11 protein-coding genes are annotated in these 14,446 nt (G+C 56.4%); 6 read left to right on the top strand and 5 right to left on the bottom strand.

Features of this window, described 5'->3' with window-relative positions:
* Positions 1-38 precede the first annotated feature (38 nt).
* Entirely contained in the window at positions 39-899 is an 861-nt protein-coding gene (locus Poly41_RS21395) for a formyltransferase family protein (protein ID WP_146528769.1), read from the bottom strand.
* 111 nt (positions 900-1,010) lie between these two features.
* On the opposite strand from Poly41_RS21395, the gene Poly41_RS21390 reads away from it, so the two are divergent.
* The 3 genes from Poly41_RS21390 (at position 1,011) to Poly41_RS21380 (ending at position 4,759) form a co-directional block, all read left to right on the top strand.
* Entirely contained in the window at positions 1,011-1,478 is a 468-nt protein-coding gene (locus Poly41_RS21390; protein ID WP_146528768.1) for a YkgJ family cysteine cluster protein, read from the top strand.
* Positions 1,479-1,699: 221 nt separating this feature from the next.
* Entirely contained in the window at positions 1,700-3,046 is a 1,347-nt protein-coding gene (hisS, locus tag Poly41_RS21385; RefSeq protein WP_146528962.1) for a histidine--tRNA ligase, read from the top strand.
* Positions 3,047-3,196: 150 nt separating this feature from the next.
* On the top strand, positions 3,197-4,759 hold the full coding sequence (locus tag Poly41_RS21380; RefSeq protein WP_197231502.1) for a sulfatase: 1,563 nt from the start codon (positions 3,197-3,199) through the stop codon (positions 4,757-4,759).
* Between the two features lie 72 nt (positions 4,760-4,831).
* Here Poly41_RS21380 and Poly41_RS21375 read toward each other — a convergent pair whose 3' ends face one another.
* The 4 genes from Poly41_RS21375 to Poly41_RS21360 all read right to left on the bottom strand — a co-directional run bounded on the left by Poly41_RS21375 (position 4,832) and on the right by Poly41_RS21360 (position 11,154).
* Positions 4,832-5,971, bottom strand: coding sequence for a type IV pilus twitching motility protein PilT (locus Poly41_RS21375; protein ID WP_197231501.1), 1,140 nt, complete (start codon positions 5,969-5,971; stop codon positions 4,832-4,834).
* 125 nt (positions 5,972-6,096) lie between these two features.
* Entirely contained in the window at positions 6,097-7,104 is a 1,008-nt protein-coding gene (locus tag Poly41_RS21370; RefSeq protein ID WP_231615827.1) for a YhdH/YhfP family quinone oxidoreductase, read from the bottom strand.
* Positions 7,105-7,549: 445 nt separating this feature from the next.
* Complete coding sequence (locus Poly41_RS21365; RefSeq protein WP_146528766.1) at positions 7,550-9,742, bottom strand: transglutaminase-like domain-containing protein; 2,193 nt, start codon at positions 9,740-9,742, stop codon at positions 7,550-7,552.
* Between the two features lie 74 nt (positions 9,743-9,816).
* Positions 9,817-11,154, bottom strand: a complete 1,338-nt coding sequence (locus Poly41_RS21360) for a DUF58 domain-containing protein (protein WP_146528765.1) — start codon at positions 11,152-11,154, stop codon at positions 9,817-9,819.
* Positions 11,155-11,517: 363 nt separating this feature from the next.
* Between Poly41_RS21360 and Poly41_RS34235 the strand changes: the two genes are divergently transcribed.
* The 3 genes from Poly41_RS34235 (at position 11,518) to Poly41_RS21350 (ending at position 14,429) form a co-directional block, all read left to right on the top strand.
* Positions 11,518-12,216, top strand: coding sequence for a hypothetical protein (locus Poly41_RS34235; protein WP_197231500.1), 699 nt, complete (start codon positions 11,518-11,520; stop codon positions 12,214-12,216).
* A gap of 349 nt (positions 12,217-12,565) precedes the next feature.
* Positions 12,566-13,570 (top strand): DUF1559 domain-containing protein, encoded by a 1,005-nt coding sequence (locus tag Poly41_RS21355; RefSeq protein ID WP_197231499.1) that lies wholly within the window; start codon positions 12,566-12,568, stop codon positions 13,568-13,570.
* 64 nt (positions 13,571-13,634) lie between these two features.
* The gene (locus tag Poly41_RS21350; protein ID WP_231615826.1) at positions 13,635-14,429 is read left to right on the top strand and encodes a DUF4198 domain-containing protein; all 795 of its coding nucleotides are present in this window, start codon (positions 13,635-13,637) and stop codon (positions 14,427-14,429) included.
* The last annotated feature ends 17 nt before the right edge of the window (positions 14,430-14,446 follow it).

Raw genomic sequence — 14,446 nt, 5'->3', positions numbered from 1 at the left:
ACTTCAGCCGAAGGCCACTGGGCAACCGCATGCAGCGATTAGGGTTTGCTTCGGGCAGCGACACGGTGAAAATGCAAGTACACTTCGCGGTCGACCACCCGACGAACGCCTTCCACTAAACAGGCCGGCTCGTTCTCACTTTCACCGATCCGCATCACCTCCTCGATTCGAGTTCCCGGAGCCACCGAGAAGGTACGCTGATTGATCGTTTGATTCCCTGCGTCAAGTTCCGGAATGATGAAATGGCAAGTCGCACCATAGGTGAGCATTCGGGCATTGAACGCGTCGTGATAGGGGCGAAAGCCGGGGAAACCCGGTAGCAAGCCGTGGTGCAAATTGATGATTCGCCCACCTGCAAATTGCCAACAGATCGACGGAGGTAGAATTCGCATGTAGCGAGCGAGAACGACGTAGTCGATATCGTGGCGATCGAGTGTTGCAACCATTTTATGATCATCCGCGGCACCTTGTGCGTCGCCAATCATTTCGAAGTCCACACCAAACTCACGGGCCAGTGGAGCCAATTTCTTGCGGTTGGAGATCAGGACGGGAACTTCTGCGTGGATAATTCCATCCCGAACGGCCTGCAAAATGGCTCGCGGAGTGTGTTCGAGAAACGTACCGCAGACAGCCAATCGAGGGCGTGCCGCTCGTCGCTCGCTGCTCCAGACGCGAATCGCAAGCCCTGTGACTTCGCCAATTTGGCGCATCGCATCGGTCAATTTGTCGAGTTCCGCATCGGGAACATCGATCCGACACAGCATCGCAAACAGTTGCTCCTCGTCATGGTCATACATTTGGATTTCAGAAATACGGGCACCGCGGCCCGTCACATGGTGAATGATCGGGTCCGCCAATCCTGAATTATCTGGCCCAAGTGCGGTGATGACGACTTCCACTGAATCCGACTCCGAAGGATGATACCTTGCCAACGACGCTGGCGATGCTAGTTTTTACTGCATTTTCCAGTGCGACAGAACCACCACTTGCTTTTTCAGGATCTTCCGAACGTGTCCCAAGCCGCTTTGTCAACCACGATTCGCCGCCGTCGAGATTTCCCCAAGGATGCGAACCTCTGCGAACATTGTAGCGCGAAATGTTGTCATTACTTCGCACTGGCGATCGATGAACCCGTTACTCGTCGTGACTTCGATTTTATCCGCTGGTACTTGCTGCACGAACACGCCACAGTGTTTGTCGAAGGCGAAACTTGGTACCTGTTGGTGTACACCACCTGCAAGCATTTGCAACAGGATCATCGATGCGGGATCTATGAGACCCGTCCACAAATTTGCCGTGATTACACGACCGACGAGTGCGAATTCGAAGACGACTGGTGTTACGAGAAGTATTTCGAAACCCCCGAACAACTTGACGAGTACGCCGATGCGTTGTTCGGCCGACAATTTCCCGATCCGAACACGAAGAAACATGATCGACTTCGCAGCCGACGTCCGACGGCGCTGCCGATCGCCTAGTGGACCGTCAAGGTTAAAACTGCGAGTTGGGACGTAGTGGACTTCGCCAGAAGTCCCTAAGAACATTTGAGTTACGGATTTCTGGCGAAATCCACTACCCTATAATTTAATGCTGACGGTCCACTAAAACTCGCGAACGTCAAAGGACGGACCCTGGCTGCGTCCGCGTCATCGGACTTCCTTCTTTCTCCCCACTCTCTCTGCAAGAACACCCAATGTCCCTGATCCAACCGAGAACGCTGAAGGGGTTTCGCGACTACCTGCCAGCCGTGATGATCCCTCGCGAACAGTTGATGCAAACGGCGCGTGAAGTGTTTCGTTCCTTTGGATTTGCGCCCATCGACACCCCAACGCTGGAGCATTTGGAGATCTTGACGGGGAAAGGTAGCGAGGAAACGGATCGCCAGATCTATCGGTTCACCGACAACGGTGGCCGTGACGTGGGCATGCGTTTTGACTTGACGGTCCCTCTGGCTCGCTTTGCAGCGCAGCACATTGGATCGCTTGGAGTTCCCTTCAAACGCTACCATATCGCGCCAGTGTGGCGAGGTGAAAAACCGCAAGAAGGTCGCTATCGCGAATTCGTTCAATGCGATTTCGATACGATTGGTACCGAGTCGGTGTTAGCGGACATCGAAGCGGTCGCGGTGATCAATCGTTTGCTCGAAACGATTGGATTCGATCGGTTTACCATCAGCATTAACAATCGCGCCATCTTGACCGGGCTGCTTGAGCATTTGGATCTTGCCGACCGCAGCGTCGCAGTCCTTCGCAGCTTGGACAAATTAGAAAAGATTGGCAGAAAGAAGACGGCCGACGAAATGATCTCGGCCGCTGGCGTGACGAGCGAGCAGGCGGATGCCGTTTTGCAGCTTGCAGATTGCACCGGAGAAGCCGATTCCGTGTTCGCGACGTTGACCCAAATCAGTGGTGGCAACGAAACGGCTATGACGGGAATCGCGCGGCTAAGAGACATCTACGAAGGCTCGCTCGCGTCGGGTGTTCCCAAGCAACGGTTACGGCTCGACGTTTCGATCGCGCGTGGACTGGACTATTACACCGGAGTGATTTTTGAGACGACGCTCGATGATTTGCCCACGATTGGAAGCGTTTGCAGCGGTGGTCGGTACGACAACTTAGCCGGCCTGTACACGAAACAGCATCTGCCGGGCATCGGAGCGTCGCTCGGGCTCGATCGGTTGATTGCGGCAATGGAGCAACTGAACTTGCTGCCCACCGCATCCACCCCGGCGCCCGTCTTGGTGACCTATTTCGACAAAGACCATCGTGACGACTACTTGCGGTTGGCTCACCAATTGCGATCGGCGGGAATTGCCGTCGAGGTGTATCCTGAACCGCGGAAGCTGGGGGCCCAGTTGAAATATGCCGATGCCCACGGATTCACGATCGCAATCATTGCGGGTGGGACCGAATGGGCAGAGGGCGAATGTCAACTCAAAGTCTTGGCGACCAAGCAATCGGAGCAGGTCGCGTACACTCACGACCACCCCTCTGCGCTGGTGGATCGAGTTGCTCAGTTGTTGGCTCCGAGCGGTGATGGAGCCTGACCGAGTGCCAGAAAAAACGTCAGCGGTGGCGGGCAAAAGGGTGTAAGATAGAATCCGCACCGGCCACCATTGTCGGTCCTGCCCGCGACGCATTGACTTGCGACCTGCACATCTCGTTCCTGCCATCCATCCGCTTGTTTGGAAATAACCATGCCACGCTGTGTTATGTTTTGCCTCAGTCTTTTGTTATGCAACGTGAGTGCCGTTGCCGCCGAAAGCGAGCGTCCCAACGTACTGTTCATCTTGGTTGACGACTTAGGGCTTCATGACCTTTCGGGTGAAGGCAGCCGTTTTTATCACACCCCGCGGATCGACCAATTGGCACGCGATGGAATGCGGTTCACTCAAGGTTACGCAACGTGCCGTGTTTGCAGCCCCTCGCGTGCGAGTATCCAGACAGGCAAATTCACTGCTCGGCATGGGATCACCCAGTGGATTGGGGCGGCCTCGGGGCTGAAATGGAAACGCGAAGACCGGTTGTTGCCAGCCGAGTACTTGCACGCTTTACCGCACGAGGATGTGACGATTGCCGAAGCGATGCAGGAAGCCGGTTATCGGACTTTCTTTGCCGGCAAGTGGCATCTGGGCGGGCAGGGCTCCTGGCCGACCGACCACGGCTACGACATCAACGTGGGTGGTCATGATCGCGGCAGCCCTCCGGGAGGATATTTCTCACCCTATAAAAATCCGCTCATGACCGATGGTCCCGACGGTGAATCGCTGCCGCTTCGGTTAGCGGACGAAACCGCAAAGTTCATCAAGACCCATCGAGAACAGCCCTTTTTCGCGATGCTGTCGTTCTACAGCGTTCATGGACCGGTTCAAACCACCCAAGCACTTTGGCAAAAGTATCGCAAGGCCGCTCCGAAGTTGCCCGCTGGCCAATCGCGATTCAAAGTCGACCGCACCTTGCCTGTCCGCCAAGTCCAAGACCATCCGATCTATGCCGGCATGATGGAAACGCTGGATCAATCCGTGGGCCACGTCCTTGACGCTCTCGACACCGCGGGGCTCAGCGAATCGACGATTGTCATTTTCACCAGTGACAACGGTGGGGTATCGTCCGGCGACGCTTACGCCACGAGCAACTTGCCACTGCGAGGTGGCAAGGGGCGGCAATGGGAAGGCGGGATTCGCGAACCGTTCTACATCAAGTACCCCAAACGTATTTCGAAAGCATCCAGCTGTGATACCCCCGTAACGGGCGCGGACTTTTACCCGACCTTGCTCGACCTTTGTGGTGTTCCTTCGAAACCTGAACAGCATGTCGATGGAGTCAGTTTGGTCCCATTGCTCGAAAACGGTTCGATCCAACCTCGTCCGCTGTATTGGCACTACCCGCACTATGACAATCAAGGGGGCGAGCCGAGTTCGCTTTTCCGTGATGGGCAATGGAAGTTGATCCACTATTACGAGGATGGTCGTAACGAACTCTACAACTTAGAGCAGGATCCCTATGAAACCAGTGATTTGTCGCTCGCGATGCCCGTTCGGACCGCGTCGATGGCCAAGCAGTTGGATGAATGGCTTCAGGCGGTGAAGGCGAAGCTTCCCGAACCCGATCCACGCTACGATCCCGAGAAGACCGAAGCGAAATTCCATCGTATTCAAACCGCCAACAAGGCGAATCTCGAGCGAAGTCACGCAGCCATGCTTGCACCCGATTGGCAACCCGATCCGTCATGGTGGGGCAGCATGGTGAGCGAAGACTAGCCGAAGCCGCAAGCGACGTGCTTTGGGTTTCGGTAGATCGGGGTTGGGCAAGCGAGCCCGCCCCGCACGATGCTAGACGCGAGAAACCAATCCGGCTCCGGCGGTATCGATCCCCTTCAGCAACGAGAGTAACGATTCGCGATGCGGCGCGTACTCCATTGCAACTTCTTTCGAAATCGATCCCGCGTTGACCAACTCGCAAAGGGAGAGGGTAAAATCTCGCATCCCTTCGTCCTTGCAAACGTTCAAAATCGCAGGGATGTCGTCATCTTTGCAATGCAGGATTTTTTCTCGGACCAGCGAATTGTTCAGCAAAACTTCGGTCGCGGGGAAACGCTCACCCTCGACAGCGCCGGGAACAAGCCGTTGGACCATGATCGCCCGCAAACTATTCGCGAGGGACGATCGGATAAACGCATGCTCCGCTTGCGGAAAAAACTCCAAGATGCGGCTAAACGATTGTTCTGCGTCGCTGCAGTGCATGGATGCGAGAACCAAGTGACCGGTTTCGGCAGCTTGCAAGGCGGCAAGGATCGTGTCTTTGTCGCGGAGTTCACCGATCAGAATGCAATCGGGATCTTGACGCACCACATAGCGAAGCGCATGAGCATAGGTCGGAACATCGATGCCAATCTCTCTTTGGGAAATGATCGATTTCCGTGAAACGAAGCGGAACTCGATCGGGTCTTCAATCGTGATCACATGCATGCTCCGATGCGAATTGATGTGATCAAGCATCGCGGCCAACGTGCTGCTCTTTCCACTGCCCGTCACGCCGCTGACCAAGACCAATCCGTCATGGGTCAGCGCGATGGTCCGCTCATAGATCGGCGGAAGTCGAAGTTTTTCAAAGTCAGGAATCTTGCACTGCACCCGACGCAGTGCAGCATGCATCTGGCTGTCCGATCGGAACGCGTTCACGCGAAATCGATCACCGCTTTCCGCTAACACCGCAAAGTCGGCACTGCCGAGTTCCTTGTATTCTTCCAAGCGTGACTTGGGCATCAACTCCGCCATCATCTCGGCAATGTACTCCGAGGATGGCAGTGGCGGTGTGTCGAGTTGACGAAGGTGCCCGCCGATACGAATGAAAGGCGGCAAGCCGACTTTGAGGTGAAGATCGGACGCGTCGCTTTTGGTGACAAACGCCAACAACACGCGAATCTCTTCTCGCGGTGGTCGCAGCGGGGTGGGGGGACGTTGCGCGTTCATGATCGACACGGTCCTCTCAAGCAATCGATCGCCAAAAGTCAGTCGCTTGGCAAAGAGAAATGGCTGACCACCTCGCATTGTAGTACGAACGGATGTGCAAGTGTTGCAAATCGGCGATTTGATCCTTAAAGCCCGACGACCACGCGTCCGGATACGCCCCCGGCCAAGATCCGCTGTACCCATGCCGGGGTCTGCTCGAGCGGAACTTGGGTCGCCAAGGATTCGAGCCCCGCAAGCTTCCACTCACCGGCGAGCTTCTCCCAAATGACTTTGCGTTTGGGCAGCGGGCACATTGCCGAATCGATGCCACAGAGCGTGATCCCACGAAGGATGAAGGGATGGACGGTTATATTTAGGTCGGCGCCACCGGTAAGCCCACATGCCGTCACACATCCACGGTACGCGGTCGATCGCAAGACGGTTTCAAGCATCGACCCACCCACCGTGTCGACGCCGCCCGCGTATTTCCCACCGAGCAAAGGTCGCTTGGTTTGATCGATAAAGTCGCTGCGAGTCACCACCTGGTCGACGCCACGATCGAGCAGAGCCTGGTGATGCTCCTGCTTGCCCGTGACGGCGGTGATTGAGTAGCCGAGTTTACGCAAAATCTCAATCGACACACTCGCCACTCCGCCGGTCGCACCCGTCACAACAATGCTGCCACGGTCGGGTGTGATTTCATGGGCGATCAACGCTTGAACGCACTGTGCCGCAGTGAATCCAGCGGTCCCAAGCGTCATGGCTTCGAGCGGCGACAGGGTTTTGGGCAAGGGTAACACCCACTCAGCCGGAACATCAATCATTTCCGCCCAAGCCCCAAAGTGCCCCACGCCTAGATCGTTGCCGGTGACAAGGACTTCCTCCCCCACGGAGAAGTCGCTGGAATCACTGTGGACGACGGCCCCAACCGCATCGATGCCCGGAATATGGGGAAAATGCCGCACAATCCCTGGATGTCCCGTAGCTGCCAGCGCGTCCTTGTAATTGAGTGAGGACAGATTGACGCGGATCCGGACTCGCGGTGCATCACTTTTCGCCTGGTCGAGCACCGAACAGGGTTTCTCGGTCACCTCAGCACGAATCTCGCCCGATTCGCTCTTTTCGACCCAAAAACATCGCATGGTTGAACTCATCTCTCTTCCTTCTTCCTTCAAGAACGGGGATCTGATCGAAACAACAGAATAGTGCGAAACCAGGCTGGTGCGTTAGGGGTTCAAAACAGAGGCCGCGACAGGGCACGGACGCTACGTAACCAAACGGGATTAGGGAGACCATCATGCATTCAGAGAAAATCGAAGTTCAGTGTCCATCGGGACACCACGTTCGAGGGGGGATAGAACTCTTAGGCAAAAGGGTCAGGTGCCCGCGTTGCAGGGAGACGTTTCTATTCGAGCGGCCACAATCGGCTGCGATCACGGATTCGGGTGTGATGCAAATTCTCGGCTCCGTCGAACCGCTGCCACCTCCACCATCCCTTGGGCACCCGGTAACGCGTCCTTGTCCAACCTGTGGCGCGACGATTTCCGTGAACTCGCACGTCTGCACGCACTGTAGCCGCTACGTCGGCGCCTTGCCGGGTTACTTTCGAAACTTCGGGGGTGCCCCTGTGAAGGGCTCTGGAGTTTCGCCTCGATAACGAGCCTCCGCAAATCGTCGGTACCAATCCGCAACCTCGTCAACACACGGTTGCACCGGAGTCTTCGACGGTGGGAAAGTGTTTTCGATGCGAGCCGCAAACTGATGCATCGTTTCATTCCCTTGCCGAACCAGTGAAGCCCTTTTCATTCGGCGATCGACTTGTCGCAACATCTTACGACTGAGGATGTCGACGGGATTTGCCGACGAAGCATTGGCGATCTGATATCGTTTCCACAATAAAACCGAAACGAGCAAGAACAACGGCCCCTGGGCAAATTGAAAAACCTTCAACAACGGGTTGCTGGCTCGAAGCGTAGCCAGGAATGCCCAAGTCGACGAGAGCCATGACTGGGCGAAGTCCGCTTCGTCGTCGCCATCCTGACCGCTCGCGTAGGTATCACTCAATTGGCTCTCGTCGACCGTAACGGTCCGGTATTGGCGCCCGGGGGTCGCTTCGACAGGGAACCAAACTTGCGATCTTTCGTCGTACGCTTCCACCCAAGCGTGAGCGTCACGATTACGAGCGACCCAATACACTTGGTCCTCGTGAAGTTCACTCACGACATAGCCCGTCACGTAACGAGTCGGAACCTCTTCGGCGCGAAGCAACATTGCCGTGGCGGATGCAAAAAGTTCGCAATGCGCGGGGTGCTCGTTTTCAAGGAAGTAGCGGATCGGATCTTGAGACTGCGACAACTGGGGCAGATCGAGGGAATACGAGAAGGTTGACTGAAAAAAAGCGGCCACGCGTTTCGCCTTGTCGCGGGGTTCCGAGACACCCTCGCAAAGACGCTGTGCCAATGGCTCAACGACCGCTCGTAGGTTTTCGGGTATCGACAATAGCGTTCGCCGCCGCGTCTCACTCATTGCATCCGTTTCCGACGTGCGCGCAACGCCGAGCACGTAGGGGCTCAAAACGTTGACGCCATGACGCACGGTCCGATTTCGGCTGAGGGTCACGCGGCCGCTTCGGGCTTCGATCCAATTGGATGCCAACGGCATGAAAACCGTATTTCCCTTCATCGGGATGTTGCGTACTTCAATCGTACCGATCACATCGTTGGGTGCACCCTCAATCTGGAATCGCCGCAATTCCGAACGGGATCCGCTTCGTAACTCCGTGGTCGCCCTTCCCCTCGCTTCGACTGCGGTATCGTCCATGTCGGGCGAAAAGTATTCTGCATCGAGTGTATGACGCGATGCGGGATACCAGTTACGTCGCGAATAGAAATCGAATGCGGTGCCCCGCAAATAGCCAGGCGATTGATCCGCGAACACTCGCAACGCAATCTCTTCGGGGTTGCTCATCATATCTCGACGGACCGCCCCGAGCGTTGCGCCACGAACGTAGCGCGTTCCTGAAAACGTCAACTGATCGACCGCGTGATCAAGTGAATCCTTCAGCGACGATTGAAGCAAACGCTGCACATCCGGCAAGGAATCGTTTGTCGCTCGGGCGACCATTCCGGTCGTGATCAAGATCGACGAGAGCGTCAAAGCGGAGAACAAAAGTGAAACTCGACGCCAACGTGAGTTCCGTAGCAAAGTCAACTGCTCTGTAAACGCCACTGACCGGTTGGGATCCGACAGCTTCCCGCTGCCAAGGATCGCTTGAGAGGAAAACAGAAAGCCGGTACAGACACAGAATGCAACGGTGGTTTGCCCGGTGATCGATTGACTGGCCCCACCGACCGCAACCGTCAGTAACACGATCGACATCCCCAGCCCCAACATCACCGGATGTCCTTGAGCGCCGCCAATGACCCACAGGATCAAAATCGTGGTCAGCGCAGCATGGGCGAGAACATCCGCCCCCAAGTCCAACGGATTGAACGACGCTCTGGTTAGGTAGGGAACCCATCGAGTCGCCGAGACCACAACGACCAACACCAATCCGAACAAGACGACCAAAACGAACGAACGGCGCCACGAGCCCCCAGCAGGGCGTGGCGGACCCTCAATGCGTTGTCGTAGGCCCAACGTCCGTCGCTCACGCCCATGGGCAACCCTCAGCCCCAGCATGGCGAGGACGAATAGCACGAAGACGGTCGGCCACGAATCAAAGGCTCGGCCAACGAACATCGTCAACGCAAGTATCATGGAGACGATAATCCACTGATTCAGTGGTAACATGATCTTTTCGGACCTCCTTCTCGATCAACCAGAACCGCATTCGGTGTCCACAACGCTCTCGTGCTACTATAGCACTAGCGAGTGAGTGTTTGTCGGCAGACATCCATAATTGCCTCTTCGGATGCAAGGTGAAACGTGGGGATGCGACCAGCGATCATCGGCCCTGCCATGGCCGAATAGTCATTGATATCATGCGTATTGATAATCACCGCCACGGCCCACCCTCGCTTGGCCAGCCCCAAAATGGATGCCAGCGATGCTTCCGGACACTGCTGAAGGATGATCAGCACGGTGGTTTCGCTGGATATTTTGGATTCGCTTTCGGTGAGCAGTTCAGGCAACGTTAATCCATCGGTCCGCTCCAATCGAGCCAGCGTGCCGACCATTTCACGGAGCGCAACGGGGCCGCGTGAGGCGGGTTGCAAAATCGGTCGCAACCGGTCGCTCTCGCTTTGCATCGATGCTGCCGACGTGACTTCGTCACGCACCCGATAGTCTCCCACCCAACCTTCGGTGCGAATCCGGTCGGCGGCGTCGCGGCCATTGGTTGCCAACCCGAATGGCTCTCCAGCGTCGTGCAATGCATAGGCAATCGACGCTGCGGCCGTGATCGCCAAATCACTTCGCACCGGTTCTTGAATTCTTGGATTGGTGTCGATGTGTAAATCGAGCAGCAAGGTGGCTCCCGCAATCGACGAAGGTTCGTAAATCTTGCTGTGAAGCACTCCCGTCCGAGCCGTTGCCGCCCAATGCACGCTGCGCATGGGATCACCGGGTTGATAGCGTCGGATCCCGCGAAGCCGCGTTGGGTCGTCCATCACGTTTTCTCGCATCCGGATCTCACCAATCGGTCGCCGCGAGCCCACTTCATAAGTCGACAGGGCAACGATTTTGGGTAACACAGTGATGTATTGGGGCTGCGTTCCCACTCGATAGCGACGATACAATCCCATCAAGTCCCCCGTTTCCAACACAGTCGGGCCGATTTGAAAGTAGCCACGACGATTGCAGGTCATCTGATACGAAAGCGCCTTCGTCTGCCCAGCCCAAAGCATGATCACTTGGATACGGTCTCCGTCAACGGCAAGCGCCGGCGGTGTGAACATCGTCGCACGGTGAGGCAGCAGGTCCTCGACCAGGACCCACAACACAGGCAATCGGCTGTGATTGGTCAAGTTGATCTGCACGTCCACGCGTGAGCCGATCTTAAGCTCGACGTCACCACTACTGCGTACCGCGACCACCGACGTCGACCATGTCTTGGCGAGATAAGCGTTAGCCACCAGCAAGATGGCCGCGGCGATCGCGGCCAAGACCCACAACGAAGCACCAAACAACATCCCCGCCAGCAATAGCGCACAAACGCCCGCCAATACGGCAAAGCTCGGCCTGCCAGAATCGGTCGCTGTCATTTCGAGCTTCGTCTTGGACAAGAGGGGGAAATCGCTGAGCGTCTAGTGGGAAAGTTGGTGGTCTGGTCTGCCCCACCATCATACTCGCTGACCCCTGCACGTTGGCGGTGGAAACAGGTCGTGGTTTCGGCTGCAGCAGCCTCGCTTTCGGAGTCCAAGTCGGTCGTGATTCCTCTCGTTGGTGTCGCAATTCGCGAACCAAGAGGGCCTCCCTCGAAATATCTCCGGGTTTGAAAATTTTCTTGTCCCCTCGGGCGGATCAGTCTCGCCCAGTACATCGTTGGCCGGCATCGATGTTTGATTCGGTCGCCTCGAAACCCTCATCTTGCACTCGATCGCAGGATCCTTTCCGGAGACAATTCCATGAAACGCTTTTTCAACACCTTCGCTTGTTTGGCAGCCGCTTTGACCGTTTCGCTCGTCGCATCGGACGTATCGGCACAAGTTTCCTCGAGCAGCTACTCCACCGGAGGGGTGGCGAGATCATCGGCCTCGGGCTCCGGTAACGTCCGACTCAACGCACGAGCCGCGGCATCCAATGGCGGCTTCGCCAGCGCCAACATGACCGGGTCGGGATACAACGGCGGCTATGCGACCGGCAACGCGATCGCGGCGAGCAACGGCGGTGTGGCGATCGCCAACGGCCAGAGTGTCGCCAATGGCTGGAACGCTCGCAGCAACAGCAACGCCGTCGCGGCCTCCAACTACGGTGTCGCGATCGCAAACGATTCCGCTCGAGCCTATGGCAACGCCAACGCTAATAGCATGAGTGGTGCCTTCACGACCGGTGGTTACTCCGTCGCCAATGGCTCGGCTCTGGCCCAGGGCTATTACGGCGGCCAGGCGGTAGCCAACAACACCGCAATCAGCGCCGTCGACTACGGCGTCGGTATCGCGAATGGGTCGGCAAACTCCAACGCCATCTTCGGTGGCCAGGCGATCAGCAACAGCGGTGCCTACAGTGTTGGATTTGGCGGCTACCACGAATCGGGTGCCTCGGCAGTCAGCGGAGCGGCCTTCGGCGGCTATGGCTATTCCGAAGCCTTCCACTTCTCGCCGTAAGGCAGAGCAGCCACCTTTCGATCGAACGCAGCTCGCCAAAGTTTGGCGTGCTGCGTTTTTTTGTTTTGGGATACGAGCATCCTTGCCACGATTTCTCCCGACAACCGCCACAGAGAAACTTCGTTGGGCGAGGGAGAACGACGTCACACCGCCAGTGTCGGCTCTGCTTGATGGCAAAATGGCTGCTCCAGTCGAAAGTAACTGCTGTGGCGGGTGTTGCGGAAACAAACCAATACCGACTGAAAAAGCAGCGTCAAAACCAACGTCTTCGTGTTGCTCGAAGGAACCGGTTAACGGCCCCCTCCCTACGTCGGAACGTTCGCGATCGACCGACTACGTCTTGACCAGCATGCTGATTCAGTGTGCGGGGCAATCGGCATCGTGGGGCGGATTACCTTGGTGCATCGTCATCATTGGCGCACTGGTCGGCTTGTTGCTGCCGGCCGTTCAATCGGCTCGCGAAGCAGCGCGCCGGATGAGCTGCAGCAATCGCATGAAGCAGCTTGGTTTGGCGCTTCACATGCACCACGACACTCAGAACCATTTCCCCTCGCAACGTGATAACGCCAAAGCGCCCGTCCCGGCGAACCAGCAATCGTTCTATCGCTGGTCCACATTCGCCTTGCTCACGCCCTATTTGGAACAATCGAGTATCTACAATGCGATTGATCTAAAGAAACCGCTCTACCTCTTTACGATGGGACCACCGCCAGGTGTGATCACGCATCCAGACCTCGCCAACGAAGTTTCGGCCTCCGTCGCAACGTTCCTTTGCCCCAGCGACGTTCATGTTCGAATCGATGAAGATTGGGGAGCGACCAACTATGTGGCCAATAACGGAACCGGTAACAACGGGGGTGGTTATGAAGATGGCGATGGGCTCTTCTTCACCGACTCGCGTAAAAAGTTTCGCGATGTTCTCGATGGCACATCAAATACAGCTGCCTTCGCGGAAACGCTGATTGGATCCGGGTTGCCCGGCACCACTCGCGGCGAAGCGAACTTTGGATCCGAGGGTGTCTTGGCATCCGTCTGGAATGCGGCAGCACAATCCATCGACGACAGCTGGTGTTTGAATGATGCCTCGCCCGTCGTTTTCGATCGCGGTAAACGGTGGGCCGATGGAGCCGTAATCGATACCGGCTATCACCACTACCGTGAACCGAACGCACGTGAAAATGACTGCTACTCGCGCTACGCCGCACAGAAGAGCGCCCGCAGTCGACATGTCGGTGGCGCGACGGTGTTGATGGTGGATGGATCGGTCCACTTCATCACCGAATCGATTGACCACGAACTCTGGCAGAACCTTGGCGCTATCAACGACGGGAACGTCGTGGGTGACTTCGAGTGATAGCTGCTGACTTATTTGCACCCAGTTTCCTATTCCAAATCCTTGCTTTTTGAGTTCAGAAGTCGTGAGACATTTTTTCAAAGCGATACCGAACGTTGCCGCCCTTTTGTTGTTGACAACGCAAGCCTCGGCTCACGACACGTGGGTCAACACCAACACAGCCGTTGTTCGCACCGGCGATGTGATTCATGCGGATCTACGACTTGGAAACCTTGGCAACAATCACCGCGATTTCAAGCTATCCGGAATCGTTGACCCTGCTTGGGTCACGTTTGATGTCGTCGGTCCCGATGGCACCGTGACCTCGTTGAAGGACCGCATGTCGAGCACCGCTCGTGATGAAAAACAAGGCTACTGGACCACGACCTTTGTCCCCAAGTCACCCGGCGTTTACTGTGTTTCACATGAGATCGACCGAGTCATGCAGCACACCCGTGCGGTGCATGCGATTAGGACCGCAAAGGCAGTGTTTACCGCAGCCGATTCGCTTGACAAACCGGTTTGTGGGATGAACGCATCAAAGCCAATCGGATTACCGATCGAGTTGGTCGTGAAGTCCTGCATTCTCAACAGCACCGTGGCTGGGCAGACGGTGAAGGTGCAATTGCTGCTGCACGGCCATCCGCTTAGCAATACGGTTGTCAGTTTTATCCCGCAAGGAACCGAATTGGCCGAGGGCTTTGACCCCCTTCATGAACGCAAGACGGATGAAAACGGGTTTGCAACGTTCACACCTGCCCAAGGCAACCTCTACTTGGTCGTCGCTCATCACGATGCGGAAGACGAAAAATCGAACGAATACGACTACACCAGCTATGCGACCACGCTGACGCTGCACATGGCTCAGATTCCTCGCTAAAATGTCCATCACCTTTG

This window comes from Novipirellula artificiosorum, assembly GCF_007860135.1.
Classification (GTDB): domain Bacteria; phylum Planctomycetota; class Planctomycetia; order Pirellulales; family Pirellulaceae; genus Novipirellula_A; species Novipirellula_A artificiosorum.
This window is presented reverse-complemented; position numbering and strand designations above follow the sequence as displayed.